Origin of the sequence: uncultured Shewanella sp., from assembly GCF_947495455.1 — a bacterium.
In the GTDB taxonomy this organism is placed as follows: domain Bacteria; phylum Pseudomonadota; class Gammaproteobacteria; order Enterobacterales; family Shewanellaceae; genus Shewanella.
In genome coordinates this window covers 1-15282 of the sequence record NZ_CANLZC010000074.1, presented here as the reverse complement: position 1 = coordinate 15282, position 15282 = coordinate 1, and the positions used below count along the sequence as shown (strand labels likewise).

At 38.1% G+C, this 15282-nt stretch carries 17 protein-coding genes; 3 read left to right on the top strand and 14 right to left on the bottom strand.

The window, feature by feature from the left end; all coding sequences use genetic code 11:
• Positions 1-74: 74 nt before the first annotated feature.
• Positions 75-587 (bottom strand): GNAT family N-acetyltransferase, encoded by a 513-nt coding sequence (locus Q0791_RS17325; protein WP_299009010.1) that lies wholly within the window; start codon positions 585-587, stop codon positions 75-77.
• Positions 588-938: 351 nt separating this feature from the next.
• On the opposite strand from Q0791_RS17325, the gene Q0791_RS17320 reads away from it, so the two are divergent.
• The 3 genes from Q0791_RS17320 (at position 939) to Q0791_RS17310 (ending at position 2449) form a co-directional block, all read left to right on the top strand.
• Complete coding sequence (locus Q0791_RS17320) at positions 939-1622, top strand: hypothetical protein (RefSeq protein WP_299009009.1); 684 nt, start codon at positions 939-941, stop codon at positions 1620-1622.
• A gap of 52 nt (positions 1623-1674) precedes the next feature.
• Positions 1675-2136, top strand: coding sequence for a hypothetical protein (locus Q0791_RS17315; protein WP_299009006.1), 462 nt, complete (start codon positions 1675-1677; stop codon positions 2134-2136).
• A gap of 109 nt (positions 2137-2245) precedes the next feature.
• Positions 2246-2449, top strand: a complete 204-nt coding sequence (locus Q0791_RS17310; RefSeq protein ID WP_299009004.1) for a hypothetical protein — start codon at positions 2246-2248, stop codon at positions 2447-2449.
• 262 nt (positions 2450-2711) lie between these two features.
• On the opposite strand, the gene Q0791_RS17305 is transcribed toward Q0791_RS17310, so the two are convergent.
• From Q0791_RS17305 to Q0791_RS17245, 13 genes are all read right to left on the bottom strand, one after another.
• Entirely contained in the window at positions 2712-3569 is an 858-nt protein-coding gene (locus Q0791_RS17305) for a hypothetical protein (protein WP_299009001.1), read from the bottom strand.
• A gap of 62 nt (positions 3570-3631) precedes the next feature.
• Entirely contained in the window at positions 3632-4654 is a 1023-nt protein-coding gene (locus Q0791_RS17300) for a hypothetical protein (protein WP_299008999.1), read from the bottom strand.
• 91 nt (positions 4655-4745) lie between these two features.
• A complete protein-coding gene (locus Q0791_RS17295; protein WP_299008997.1) occupies positions 4746-6167 on the bottom strand; it encodes an ATP-binding protein in 1422 nt (473 codons plus the stop codon).
• 409 nt (positions 6168-6576) lie between these two features.
• A complete protein-coding gene (locus tag Q0791_RS17290; protein ID WP_299008995.1) occupies positions 6577-7227 on the bottom strand; it encodes a hypothetical protein in 651 nt (216 codons plus the stop codon).
• Between the two features lie 121 nt (positions 7228-7348).
• Positions 7349-8416, bottom strand: coding sequence for a lipase family protein (locus Q0791_RS17285; RefSeq protein ID WP_299008993.1), 1068 nt, complete (start codon positions 8414-8416; stop codon positions 7349-7351).
• Positions 8417-8439: 23 nt separating this feature from the next.
• Positions 8440-9153 (bottom strand): hypothetical protein, encoded by a 714-nt coding sequence (locus tag Q0791_RS17280; protein WP_299008991.1) that lies wholly within the window; start codon positions 9151-9153, stop codon positions 8440-8442.
• A 135-nt stretch (positions 9154-9288) separates the two neighbouring features.
• Entirely contained in the window at positions 9289-9492 is a 204-nt protein-coding gene (locus Q0791_RS17275; RefSeq protein ID WP_299008989.1) for a hypothetical protein, read from the bottom strand.
• Positions 9493-9984: 492 nt separating this feature from the next.
• Positions 9985-11211, bottom strand: coding sequence for a DUF4157 domain-containing protein (locus tag Q0791_RS17270; protein ID WP_299008987.1), 1227 nt, complete (start codon positions 11209-11211; stop codon positions 9985-9987).
• Between the two features lie 120 nt (positions 11212-11331).
• Complete coding sequence (locus tag Q0791_RS17265) at positions 11332-11772, bottom strand: hypothetical protein (RefSeq protein WP_299008986.1); 441 nt, start codon at positions 11770-11772, stop codon at positions 11332-11334.
• 215 nt (positions 11773-11987) lie between these two features.
• Positions 11988-12854 (bottom strand): hypothetical protein, encoded by an 867-nt coding sequence (locus Q0791_RS17260; protein ID WP_299008985.1) that lies wholly within the window; start codon positions 12852-12854, stop codon positions 11988-11990.
• Between the two features lie 140 nt (positions 12855-12994).
• Complete coding sequence (locus Q0791_RS17255) at positions 12995-13408, bottom strand: hypothetical protein (protein WP_299008984.1); 414 nt, start codon at positions 13406-13408, stop codon at positions 12995-12997.
• Between the two features lie 386 nt (positions 13409-13794).
• Positions 13795-14784: a hypothetical protein gene (locus Q0791_RS17250; RefSeq protein ID WP_299008983.1), complete on the bottom strand. Its 990-nt coding sequence runs from the start codon at positions 14782-14784 to the stop codon at positions 13795-13797.
• 113 nt (positions 14785-14897) lie between these two features.
• Complete coding sequence (locus Q0791_RS17245) at positions 14898-15188, bottom strand: outer membrane beta-barrel protein (protein ID WP_366942492.1); 291 nt, start codon at positions 15186-15188, stop codon at positions 14898-14900.
• Positions 15189-15282: the final 94 nt, after the last annotated feature.

Below are 15282 nucleotides of genomic sequence, written 5' to 3'. Positions count from 1 at the left end.
TTATTAAAATATAAGTTATCGCTCATTCTCCTTAGCATATTTCATTTTAAGTAATAATGAGTGTTAGATCATATTCAAACTAAATGCAAGGTAAAATCAACTAATCCAGAGAAGCCTTCACGTCGTATATTAGGGTCAAAACACTCAAATCCCAACTTCATCAACACTTTTTGAGAAGCTAGATTATCTGGGTAAACTTGAGCTAAAAAGTGATTCACCCCTTGTTTATTTAATACTCCCATTAAAAGTGATAAGGCTTGAGTGGCAAAACCTTGACCTTGATACTCCTCACCAATCCAATAACTTAGCAAAGCTGTCACACTCTTCTCATCTTCACCAAGCAAACCAAAACTAATACCACCTATAATGCCTAAGGGTTGATTAATAATAAAAAAACGCCATTTTTGAAGTGAATATGTTCCTTGAATAAAACAGGTCATATCCTGAAGTGTTTCAATAGGTGCAATGGCAAGACGTTGACAAATGCGCTTTGTCATTAAAGGCAAAATATTTTTTGCCATAGCCGGCTCAGCAGGTATTAAATGGATCGCTTTATCCTGTTTTTTCTCGATTAAAGGAGTACGCATAAAATTGGCCCAATTATTCGTCAATATTCAGGGCTTTCATAGCATGAAGTTTGCCAACCTCACTTTATGGTCATCTATGACCATTTATATCATTAAAAAAACCTATATCGTCCAAGTTAGATAAGAAACAATCATCAAACATGCGTGCTCATATTAAACTAAGATTCATTTTTTATTTATTAACGCTATTTTCCATTAATTAAAAACACCATGATTAAAAATCACCCATCAAATACCGAACAACTGCCTTAATTAGACCAAATTTAAATAAAAATGGATGAAATAATCCACTTTATTAATCTGGCCCATTTATTGATTTATTATTGATACGATGTTAACTGAGGAGCAATAATGAAAATATTCGAATATTTACCGCTATTGTCAAGCATAAAACAACTCTTTATCAATGAAAAAAATGATCACTCTGATAAACAAATATTGCTCAATTGGGCAAAAAAACTCGCCATTTTACAATTACAGCAAGCAGCACTATCCCCCTCCCGCTCACTTCTTGATTCTCTCATCAAAGACAAAGCGGACATCATCGCCATCATTGTCAGACTCAATGCCCTATTTGATGCCTCCAACACACAAAACAAGCAAGACTTACAGCAGTTTCATCAAATCGTTGAACATTTTTACCAGCAACTTAATCAGCTTGATCACACTTACACAGAGCCTAAGCGACAAGCATTATGGCATAGTCAAGTGTCCAGTGATGAGCCCCCCAAGTTAAAAACAGGGAAAGAGGAAGAGACAGAGACAGGAAAAGAGAAAGAGACAGATGAAGAAAAAAAGATAGATGAAGAGAATAAGCCAAATTACATACCAAAACACGCAGACGATGCAAACACAATGGATACAGGGAAACGACAGGAAACACATTCAAACTCTCTATCAAACTCTCTATCAAACACACAGAAGCACTCAACTGATGGCTCAATCCATAACATTGAAATAAATCAAGCCGATCCTTTACCTCATAAAAACGAGTCACTGTTTTTAAAGCAGCTTTTCGATGACATAGACGTTTAACGCTATACCTTTCAATTCCATGATCATTCCCATAAACAAAGGAGTCACCACCATGTCTGATCTTGCTCTCAAAGAGACTTGGTTTCTTAATATCAACACCCTACTTACTCAAATTATTACCAATAGCCAATTAAATGAGACATACCCAGATAAGTTAATGCACTTCGAACAACAGATACGATCTTTTTTGATCCACGTCAACGAATATCAGCTCAATGATCCCTCTGAAGAAAAATTTAAAAGGCAACAAGCCGTTGCCTTTAGCCAACAATACGCATCCTTATTATTTGGACTCAGTCAGCTTTACTTAGCGTGTCTGGATCCAGAAAAAGCCAGAGGCCGTTTTGATTACGGTAAAGAAAGGCACAAACGGACTCAACAGCTGCAGGATGTGATCCAACTTTATCATTTCATGCAAAAATTTTTTATCGAACTGGTTAAGCAGCACCCTTATCTGCCCATTCCAGATCCTGAAAATATGTCACTTCATTCACCAAAAGATAAAGTGCAATAGTGTCCTATTCAATCCAGCGTTATCCATTTGATAACGCTGCGCTCACAACAATACACAACAGCAGCCACAACACAATCCACAAAAAGAGTGACCATAAAGGAGACAACCGATGAACACAGATGATATTTTTGATTGGTACTGGCAACCGCCATCAGATCTTAATAGTGCCCCCATACTCAAAAGCACTCAAGATTGCATCGCCCTTGCTCCCATCAAACACGCAACACAAGATCAATGTAAACATATTGAAAACCAGCACCAGTCATATGCTAGAAAATGCCAACAGGCAGTGGATAACATACATAAAAAATAAAACCAAAAAAGTGAATAACAGAAAGAGAATAAAAGGAAAACATGAGATGAAAGCTATCAAAAGAAGAAATGGAAGGCATTAAAAGGAAGAAAAGTCTGCTAGATGATACCCATGACACTTGAAGAGGCATGTTTTCAGAACCTGTAAAACCACCTAATTCAAGGGCCATAGGTAAAATACCAATCTAAAGTTAATGATCATTGATTGACTTTAGATTGGTATAAACGGTTACTTCATCACTCAAAGCAACCTGATTAAAGCGTCAATAACGGGGTAAAAAACGCTCAAATGATTCTAATAAAAAAGGGTACTCATCAGTAACATCGACTGCAGAGTACCAATACTGCGCGCCCCCTTGTGGCGACTGATACTCAAAAATGACTTTCACTGTATGCCTATCGCCACTTTGAAAAGGCAGCACTTGAATATTCATCAATCTGGCATTGGCTGATGACTGTCCTGAAGTGCTATCCCCATAAAGTAGTTCATAGCTTCTCGAATAAATGGCTAAATTTTGGTACAAAATGTAATTCAGTGCGCGATCTTGATCGTTGTCGCCACTATTAGTACTCAATGACAGTATCTCAGCCACAATTAACTTAAGTTTATCCACATCGATATTAGGCATTGTCGCTTTAATGGACTTAATGATGGATGACGGACTGACTTTTGTTAACCGCCTCACATCCACTGTGGGCAGTTCACCATTAGCTGCACTTTTACTGTATCCGACCAGTACCATAGGCTTTGCAAGCTTGTTTTTTTTCGGTTTAATGGCCGCGATCATAGACGGCAGCTGTGACTCCGTCGGAATGAGGTTATAAATATCATGACCATAACTATTTGTAAAACGCCAAGTCATCAAGCGGGCAATATAACGATACTCCGCTTTAGAGACCAAATCATAGAGTTGTTGATTAAATTCATCTGTTGATTGCTTTGCCGCCGACGGCACTTGCAGTGGTAGAAATTGTTGCTTGTCACCTTCAGTATTGATGCAATGACAGCAACGCTCAAATTCTTTTTTTAATCCTTTGGTGGGAAAATCTGCCTTTATATACCCATTGATATATAAATAGGTGAGCGGATTATCACCACTATTGGGGGTTATTTCATTCATCTTTTACTCACTCTGATCAGGGTTAACATTAATGAACCGATTAATTAACATCTCTTAAAACATCAATTAGAAGGCACATAGTCCATCAAGTTAGAATGAAGGAAAGGATACAAATCAGTCACATCAACACTCGTGTAATAGGTACTCTTGCGCCCACTCACATTACGTTGATAAGTAAAAATAACATCGATAATTTTTCTGCCTGGAGAAGTATTAGAGGGTTTTGTTTCTAAATTTTCTAAAAACTGATCGCTATCTTTATCATCAGTACTATTATTGGCTTTATTCGGTTCAAGTCCGGCGGTTTTAGCATAAATCGTCGCATAACGGTAAGCCAAAAAGTTCTTTGCTCGCTCACTGTCAGAAGCCCCCACATTGGGTTTAGGGGCTAAAGCGGTTAAAACATCACGTATGGCTGTTGTCGTGGTATTGTGTACACTCAATTCTGACATCAGCTCGGCTGTTGTAAAATGATATAAATGATGACACCTCACCATATGTAAAGGTTGACTATTGCTTAACGCATTAGGGGCGACTGGCCCCAGCTCTCCAATGGCAACCGATAGCACTTCATCGGCCACATTATGTGTCTCCTTCACCTCAAGGGTATGAATAAATGCATCAAGCTCATCGTTACTATTGGGTAATAACACATACGCATCTTGATTGTCGATACTTAAAATCCAACTGACTTGCTCAGCCAGATAGCGGTAAGGTTGGTTATTATTCTCATCTTTATAGGTAAAGAGTTCATAATAGTCATTTGGCTTTAAATTTAATAACTTGGTTGCCGCTTCACTTTCTTTTTCTAATCCTAAATTAGTAAAATGTGGTCTTAAACGACCAGAAGCATAAATAAACTTAGCAGGTGTATTGGCTATCGCCGAAGCTCTTTGTACCGGCGCCTCATTCACCGCTTGCACTTTAGGCTGGCTATCATTTTGAGAATTTGATAGCACTTCCTTGTCAGTTAACTGCGCAGTATTGGAAGTGGTTTTTGTTCTCTGTGATGCTTCAGGATGTTCCATTGGCGAAACCGCGGCTTCCATTGCCTTCGAGGGCATACTTGTTTGTTGCTGTTCCATATTTTATCCTTACTTATTGATTATAAAATGATTATAAAGCCATCTTTATGACCTGTTCATGATGTTTACCTGAGCCCAATGACAACTCAAACTAAGCAAAGAGATCTAAGCGGGGAGCCAGGCTTAACTCAGCCTGGTTGTCATCACGCATTTTTTGTCGACGTATCCCTTCTAAAAGATCCCTATAAGCAATTTCACAACTGCCTCTTCGTAATGCTTGCAAAGAAGCAAAACGGATCACATTCATAATTTCAGCCCCAGTTAGAATATAATCACTGGCTATTCGCTCTAAATCGACTGTCGATTCCAGTGTTGATTGATGAGAAAAACCTTGATGCCATAACCGTAAACGCTCAGAGGCGTTGGGTTGAGGAAAGTAAATGACAGATTCAAAACGCCTAAAAAATGCCTCGTCTAAATTATCTTTAAAATTAGTGGCTAATATGCTGAGACCAGAAAAACATTCAATGCGTTGTAATAAATAAGCCACATTTTGATTAGCAAATTGATCATTTCCTCCAGATGCTTGCGTGCGTTTACCAAAAAGCGCATCGGCTTCATCAAAAAATAAAATCCACTTTTGATTTTCAGCCAAAGTAAAAACCTGTTCTAAGTTCTTTTCTGTCTCGCCAATGTATTTAGAAATAATTTTCGATAAATCAATGCGATAAACAGGGTGATTGATATTTTTTCCCAACACGCTAGCAGTCATGGTTTTCCCCGTGCCAGGAGGGCCGTAAAACAGCACTCGAAAACCGGGTCTGAGCTTATCCATCAAGCCCCATTCATCCAATAAGGCCTTTCCCGTGCTTGCCCAAAACTTAATGTCTTCTAATGACTCCATGACACTATTAGGCAAAACGAGATCTTTCCACTCTAGTGTGCTTTGTATTCTGGTTGCGCAAAAATCATCAAATAATTCAGGGCGATGTTCATTGGCTGTCGTAAAATACGCTAAATAGCTAGATCGCAACTTAAGCGGCGCTTTTAATATTAGCGGTGCTTCTTGAGAAGTACTGAGTGCCAGCACTTCGTGCAATTTATTACCATTAATCGTCTGCAGTAATGATTGCACCCTTAAACGGGTAGTAAGATCCTCTCCACCCAATATGAAACTGACCGTTTCCCCCGTTGCATACCAATGCCCATTTTCTTCAACGCACGCAAATTCGGTAAATGGGCGTAATGTCAGCTCATTCTGACAAGTTAATACGTCCAATACTTTTGGTTTTAATACTGGCACTAAGGCTAAGATCAATATGAGCCGAGCCTCAATACTCAACTCATGCTTTTTTACAAACTGCGCAAAATGAGAAGGGAATATTTGTCGTTCAGGCTGAGGAAGATCACACACAGCTGAAGGCTCCCCCTCTTTTTTAAAGTGTATTTTTAACCGTGCATCAATAATACGCTCACACCAAGTCAGCTCTTTTTCTAAAGCTTGAATATTGGATTGAATTAAAGACGAGTCATTATTAATTCTCTCCCGCTCAAATACATTATTATTTAGCATAAAACGCCAACATGAATGACCTAAAGACATCACTATTTAGCAATTAAAATGCCATAAAAAGGATAAGGTCTTTTTCGGCTCGCATTAAATTAAAAATGGCTGAAATACACCATCAAAAATCTATTTTTCAAAGAGTAAAAACACAAATAATCATTAAGATTAATCATCTCACAAAAAGCTATTTATTAAAATCGGTTGAAACCATCCCCAAATATAAAAATAATGGTCGCTTCTCTCCCCCCATGTGCGCTTTTTTACATTATGAAAATTAACCAATTAATCTATAAACCTATAAATCTATTAACCAAGAAATAGGGTCGATAATATTGTCTACTTCTATCATTAATAATAACAGCCAAATGAAAAGCACAAATAGAATAGAGTCTAGCTTCATTCACTTACCCTTTTCTTAATTGGGCAATATTAATTGCGTCGCTAACTCTTTGGCTCTTTCTCGCTTTGCTCTTGCCCAATCAGACACCTCAAGCTCTATAGCCGCAAAATGACTTGCCCCCTCCGCCAAGGCAGCCAACATATTCCGAGCACGTAAGACTTGAGTGACACCCATATCAAAGGCCATATTTATCAACACCGCTTGATGATGAAAAGGCAATGTTGAGAAAATCGGCCAAGCCTGACTCAATTCATTTGTCGTTCGTTTAATATCATTAGCCAATAAATAATAGGCTTCAGGCTTAGTGATCCCATTATCGAAAAAATAAGCCACTTTATGACGATTCGATATTAATGCTTGCAAAGACAAAACAGACTCAGTTTTTAATCTGTGCTCAGAGACAGATGATTCTTCTTCTCTATCAAGCAAAGGTTTAAGCCTTCTTACATCACGGCAAATTAAATAACAAGCTTCATCTTCACTCAAACCAACACGAGATAGATTACGCCCAACGCCAATGAAAATTTGATTGTTTCGACGCAAATAAAGACCACACATCAACCCTTCATGGCGAACAAGTTGCTCAATTAAGGCTTCTTGATTAAATAACTTTGTATCTTGTATAGGAGGAACCAATGCCACACACGCTTTATGTTTATGACTCATAAAATAACTCATTCAAAAAAGGAAGTGAAAAGGCGGACTATTAATCTTCTCTGCAAGATGTACTAGCTAGAGATCTAGCAACTTTAGTAATCATCCTGAGAAGTCGGGATCACCTTGTTTATTATTGATTTACACTTGCTCGTTTATGGGCAATGACCATCAATTTCTTTCGATAAATAGCAATAGAATGATCAGCAAGTGCTTTTTTCCAACCTAAATTTTTAATAATGAGTCCTTTCATGCGACGAAAAAAGCTTACTGAAACCAGAAGCTGAACATTTTGATACTGGCCATTCTCACAGTGAGTCATATAACGCATATCACCGCCATGATAATAACCACCAAACTTAGTTTGCAACTTTAATCGTAATGCTCCTCCAAACCTTGGCATAAAGCTCAATAACCAACTCAAGGCTGTGATAGTATCGGCACCAGGCGGCATCATAGTGACACAATCAGCAGCATTCACAAGCCGATAAATCGGTGTTTTAATAGTCATAACCCAAGTTTCATCGCCAACTCTTGGAGAACCAAAGGTATAACAAGCGGCGATACCACCTTCATGTACCAGTCTTTTCGCGGCAATTGTGGCCAAAGCCCCACCTAAACTGTGACCCGTGATCAGCAGTGGCTTTTGCTTCACACCCAGCTTGTTAAATGCAAGTGTCAAGGGGATTTCAATTTTGTTATAAGCTTGATTAAAACCAGAGTGCACCATACCTCCAGACTGACATTGAGTCGTCATGGCTTTAGCATCGGTTTTAATGTCTTCTAAGCTATCAGATTCAGTACCTCGAAATGATAAAATCAGAAATTGTGAACAACTCACTAAAATGGCTTGGGTTCCCCCCTCATCAAATGTCTCTACGAGCTTCATGCGTAAACTCGCTAACTCACGTATTAAAAATTGTTTCTCTGCTAAATGATCATAGCCTAAGCTGTCTATCATCTGCCGCAGAGCGGATTGCGATTGCTTCCCCATTAATTCATCGACTTGAGATAATAACTGCCGCTTAGCCGTATCATCATTGATTAACGGGTTAAAACGCACATAGGCCAGCTCTGATAAACATGCCATTAACCAAGCCGTTCGATCACTATAAGCTTGCCGATAAGTCGGTACATTTCTATCTAATAGCATTTCAACTTGTTGTTTGTCTGTCGGGGATTGAATTATTTCACTCTTCAACACATTGCTCCTTATATTACCCATTATTGTTTTTCTTGGATCCTATTTAACGCCTTAACAAGTGCCATGCCTTGCTTGGTGAGTTGTGCTTGTTGGAAATCATCCGGCGAGCTGGCAATATAATCCGCCGTCGCCAGTTTTTTATATGAAGTAATGGCTTTTTCCTCTGTATATCCCTGATTTTTCAAGATTGAGAAAAAAGCTTTTTCGGTTAACTTACCATGGCTCGAAAATGCCTGAATAACGGCTTTATCGACCTCATCAAGCCCAGATAAGTCTGCTTTAACCTGTAACTCTGTACGATATGATTCTAAGCTTTGAATCACTTCTTCTGAATCCTTCCTACTTTTTAATAATTTATTGAGTTTATCGGTTAATTTCACTTCCACTTGATTAACCGACGTGATGGTAGGCGCTTCAAATTGGCGACTGTCACGAATATTCGTTAATGGTTCGCCTTGAATACTAGCTGCAACTTCTAATAAAGACTCTTCATCGACCACCAGCGTCGATAAAATCATTAACACCAATAAGGTTAATATATTCCTCGGTGCATTCATTAACAGTAATATCATTGACAGTGCACCAAACAAGGTCCATATTTGATTTAATTGCCAACCCAAAACAATAAAAACAATATTGATGATACTTAATAAAATTAAAATAACCGACAGCCCAACACTAAGAAAATAAGTACGCTTTTCTGTCAATAATTCAATATGATTACGTATATTCATGATAAGTCATTTTTAAATTAATGTTCATTATTAATAAGCAACATTGAATAAAGTAATATTAAATAAAGTAATATTGATTTTTATTCCGTTACACTCACCGATTTAAACATAAATATATTTATACACTCCTTCCATTCAACCTCTATCGGACTTTACCAGTCCATTCACCCATTTTTTCTCTGCATCAATAGCATCATTGTGCGCAATAAGCACAGTCCGTACAGCTCCTATAGCACCGTTCAATGCTCCGCCACTCAGACCATATGTCGCATCAGGGATCGAACCTGTTGTCACGCCGATTACACTCCAAAACCAGCCATTTCCATGCCCGACACCCAATGCTCCATAATTTGAAATTACCCTAATGAAACCTTTGGTATTAATCTGGTTGATTAATTAATAATGCCTCCTCAATTTAATGTAATTGAATCAATGGGATATAATGTTAACTGTTCTAATCCTATTTTAACCTTACCTTTTAATGTCACAAATGCATTAAAACGGTTTACACAGCCACAGTGCTCCTCATCGCCATGCCATATAGCTTCAACATTACTTTATTTTAATACGCTGTTTTAAGTAAGCTTTCTCATTTTTATATAAAAAGTCATTTTATTTAATTTAGGGTAAGAAAATGAAGATTATTACATCTGATTAAGTGCTTAAATAAAAATTATCGAATGTTTTTAGTTTTTTCAATCTATCAAGATAGACTTGATAAATGGGCGCCATACTCCCTTTTAATTTCAGCAAACAAATTGTTTCTATCGCTGACTGTTTAAGGCTATTTTTATCGACTCAAAATAGGCAAGATCAATAACACAGTCACCTTTAAACGACATTCCATCTTTTATGTAAACTCTCAACTGTTTTACGTTTTAACACATTTGGATCATAAACAATTTGAGAAGACAAGGCTTTCAAATCGACAACACGTGCATAATCTTCTTTACTTGTATGAGCCCTCTTATGCTCCTCAATGGCCCCTTTATAAAGATTAGCTTTAGCAACTGGGCCACTATTTGGATTAAAATAATGATCCTTTGCAAGAGTACTATCGGCAACCGCAAGCGCTTCTTCATGAATAAAGCGCTTATGAATATCACTATCTTCATTTATTCCCTGTAAATACATTAGCTTTAAAGCTTCATGCATTGCTACATCTCGAGGTTCACCACCAAACGCTTTATACGCCCCCATAGCCGATAGAGCCGGGGTTGCAACAGAAATAAGTTTGTGATGACCTAAAAGAGCCACTTGAGATAATTCAAACATGAGCAAGGTTCCTAAACCTGCTCCAGCAGGATGAGCTTCAAAATGCTCTAAAATCAACTCATTTGATTTTTCATCTATTTTGTAATCAATAACCCCTTTAAGCTTACCGACCTCTTTATCTGATTTTGTAGTATCTTCTATGAAAAGCTGTTTTCCGGTATTATGTATAGTCACCGCTAAAGAGACACCTTCTATGGTTTTTTTTGATTGATAGCTAAACAATTGAGCAACACTGCATTGAGTATTGTCATTCTGGCTTTTAAAAAATGACCTTGAAGCTTTCATTTGCAGCGCTTGAGCGCCCATCTCATCGGCTTCTCTCTCCAATCCTGCATTGTCATTCACCGCCATGCCAGCTACAGTGGTCGTGGCTTTAACGCGCCCTTGGGCTTGCTGCACAACATGACTTAGCTCATGGGGTAAATGTTTTTCTTGGCCAGGACTTAAATGAATATCACTCCCCTGTGCATACGCATAGGCCTGTAATGCTGCTGGTTGAGGGGAATTATAATGCACTTTGACATGATCAAGCTTCATACCTGAGAGACGCTCCATACCCACTTTTAACCTATCAGGCAGGCCGGTATTATTGGGCTTTATTCTCAACTGAGCAATACTGTGACTAGGACCTTTAACGAAGGGACCTTTAACGAAAGGACCTTTGCCGATATTGGATCGCTTTTTTTGAGCCGATTTTTGATGAATTAACGGCAGTATACTCGTATTTTGATAGCCTTGATTATTTGTCTTTTTGACTTGTTCTGCTTGGTAAACGGGCATCATGTTCCCTTTTATTTTATGATCTAATGCTTCAATGTTATCAAAGCAAAGCTTCCTCCCCACTTTAAACAAGTGACTAAAGTGATTAAAATGACTATCACTTCAGTCGCTCACACCAATGGCCTATTTGACACGTTTAAGTTCGACTCTAAATAATGTCGCTTCATGGTGTTGATTTTCAATATACATCGCCTGCATGGTATTGTTATCAATGATCTTCATTTTAAACATGCCATTGTCCTTAGTATCAATAAAAGTCACTTCCTTACCATCAAAACTAAACATACCAAGTAATGTTTCCGTTGCTGATTGCACCATGTCACCCGCCACTTCGGCTTTTACCGTTTTACTTGTGTGATTCTGCCATTGAGAAGTGGCACGCAGAAATGCCGTATCTTGCTCTATCACTGTAAAGGTTGTACTGGCATACCCCTTATTTATACTACCGTCTCGATACACATAGGTTCGATATTCTCCTTGCCATTTTCCCACTAGATTAATTGGCTCTGCATTAGCCGTTATACTCAAACACACAAAAATAATACTGCAAATCCATTTCATCATATTTAACCTTGTCCTTCAAAAAAGTCTTCAAAAAGTATGTAAAAAATCCCTCGATAAGAATGTTAGTTAAGATGAAAAAATATTCCAGTAACAACAGGCTTCTCACTGTGAATAAAGGCACTGACTATACCCAAGTGGATTGAAGATACGAGTTTCACTTGGATGTATGCTACGAACAGTAAAAAACTCAGTGTTCATTAACAAAGAAAAAAATATTATTCATTAAGCTGAGCCGCCATATTGGCATGATTACGCAATTGACTCATGATGCTATTACCAATTTGCTCCGTTTGCACGGCATGATAAAGCACATTGATCATATTTTGTGTAATATTAACAGGCGCAGTGTATTGCCCTCGAGAAGGGTGACTGGCTGCCACATTTGGGCCATTGGCCCAAAGCTCATACACATATTCACCGACTCGTGGGGGATTATGCCAGCCATTATTTGTCATAAATAATCGCGTTGCCGCTATGCCCTCCCCTCGTTTAGCTCGGCTAGGGCGCGCCGCATTCAAATTAGCATGTGTAAACACTTCAACAGGATCCACATGAGACTCCACTGCTGGGCCTGAGGGATGATTCAAACGGATTCGACCATTATTACCAGCCGCATCTTCAAAATAGATACTGCCCACAACCCCATTACTCACAGACACATATTGCAAATTGGCTAAACGAAATAACGCCGGTGCATTATTATTGTGGTAGGTATTCCAATAATAAGCTGTATCGGGATCATTGTTCAGTCGCGTACTGGCTATCCAACCCACTTGGCCACCATAACTCGCCCAGCGATGATCCCGAGGAATGAGTTTAACAGCAAAATTATTCACTCTATCATCTAAAATCTTAACTAAAGCCCCATTGGGAACCGCTATAATTTCATCATGAGGCGCTGCAGTTTGCCTAAGCCGAGTCGCTTCTCTTGTTCGGTACCAGCCCGCTGCCCTTCGCCGTTGAATGATGCCAGGTAATGGGCTGACAGGATCCTTTCCCCGTTCCATTAATAAGGGGATCATGGCCTTTCTCATCAAAAGCGGTGTCTTTTTGTGTATGACTTTTTGTTTTTGAGCATACATATTGCTCTCTCCATTTAATTACGTTAAAAAAATAAATTGATATTAACTGAATAGATAAAACAGCATGTGAATAAACGTTGAATTCAATTAAAATTAATAATAAGCATGTGGAATATCAATTGAAAAAATAAATAACGCCTTTAGCTTTTCTTCTTGCTCATTCGCTGAAAAATAATTGTGACTGACCCAGATAAAAAAGCGAGGATAGCACCGAGTATAATATTAAATGATTGCGAGGCTAATTCCTGTAACTCACCTCCACCTTCTGAATCTTTCTTCATACTTTCTATCAATATTGCCGAAAATTCCTCCTCACTCAACACCTTTTCATCAGGTGCTAAATGTTTATACTCATCCAAAATCCTCATATAATTCCCAATGGTATGTTGAGGATTATTAAAATCTTGATCGAAGAAAGCGATATAACCTATACCAACCAATAAAATAATATACACCAACAGCACAATCACCCACATCACAATAGGATGAGACTTAATTAAATCCTTTTTATGCTTTTCACTTTGCTCTATAACCTCACTATAATTATCACTCATTTATTCCTCTCTATTTAGTTAAAAATAAATTTAGCCATAACGAAAGTTAAAAAACTAATGCTTATCATTGTAAAGGACTGCTTTAAACAAACCGTTTAAAATATAAAATCACTTCTACAACCCAATAAAATAATGAGTTCCAGTCCTATTTCATTGAAGCTGCTATATGGCTCAAGAGTAATATTCAATTTTAATCGAGATGAGTTGTTTAATCAGCAGTCTATATCAATGAATATGCAATAGATGCTGGGTTCATCAAAAAATAACAATGAAGCTAAAAAGCGTTTTAAAAGAGTTTGAGTTTTGTTATAGGCAAGTTCATTCATCAAAGTCTAGGACAAAATGACCTGATGAATCGGTTATTGATCACATTCTTCCAACCTTCACTATTTCTTAAAAATATACTTCACAACGACCGCATCATTATGCAGCTCTTGTCTATCTAAAACAGTATCAACTCCGCCCACAACCCGTACGCCTATCGCATGCCCAATGTCACCTGCTCCAGTCGCTAAAAAGTAATCTCCATCACCTAGATTGGCTGCTGTCCAATCAATTGCATTATAAATAACCGGATCATTTTGAACCAATGTAAACCCCAGTTTCATTAGAATTTTGATGTATTCATTATCGTTTCGGTAATCAAGCCCCTTAGTCCGACAAGCAGCATGCCATACAGGCACACTTGTATCACTATCCAAATCTCCCCACATAGTATGAACATCCCCTTGCAAATCTGAAATGGCTTGGATCGCACAGATCTCATTAGGGTTTCCGACAGCGCCTAAGACTCCTGGTGCATCAAGCATATCCACTGGTGCTATCAATTTACGCTCAGTAGGAAAAGTATATGGATTATCCAATTCTGTGTCATTAGGATAGATGTAGACTTGTTTTTCATCAGAAAACTGTTGGCGTAATTCCACATTTTTCTCCCAGGTTGGATTGACAGTAAGCACATTTAAATCCCTCCCTAATTGATCGATAACTGCTTTACGTTGATCGGGATCAAGCGTTCGATCTTGCTGCGCTCTTCCAGCCACAGCCGTTAATCTGTGCGCTTCCTTTTTTTCAATATACTTATTATCCATTCTGAGTAATTTTTGAGTCTCCTTACTGATATTTTCTTGCATTACGTCATCAAAGCCACTTGTACTGACAAATACCACATTATCATTCCTATTCGTCAAAGTATTAATCGCGGTTTTCATTCTGTCTCTTTCAGTAGCGTTTCCAGGGTCTAAATGAGCAGGAATATACACATTATGATAGTTATTTAGTACGATCATACGCTGCACAATCCCCTTTTTTAGCGTAACAGGGTGAGTAACCCACTTATTTCTTTGCTTTTTCAGTTTCCCTATTTGCGAATACATATTATCATCCTTCTTAAATTGATCTTAAGCGGTTGTTAGCAAACACTTTTTGATAAAGTTAACTCTTGCATTTGAAACATAGCCAAGATCCCTATTGGTCTAGGCCTTCTTCATTAAAATAAATAATGCACTCCAACGCTCACCTGAGATAGATTCGTTTTAAAGTTACCTGCATTGTTAAACTCTAATTCACCAGAGGTAAACTCATAGCCTAAACGAAGTGCGATATGTTTAGACACTGTCGCGTCTATGCCTGCGCCCAATACATAGCCTAATCCAGTTAAATCATTATTAAAATTAAAATAATCAATATCATATTGAAAATCGATATCAATATAGGAAATACCCGCTTTGACATAACCAGAGAAAATCTCATCAAAATGCAAAGTAAAAGTTGGAGTCATTGACAATACCGTCCCATACCTTAGGTGTCCCCTTATATAAAGCAGCCACATCAAGGGTTTTGAGGTAAAATACTCCAAACAACCATAATAAGCT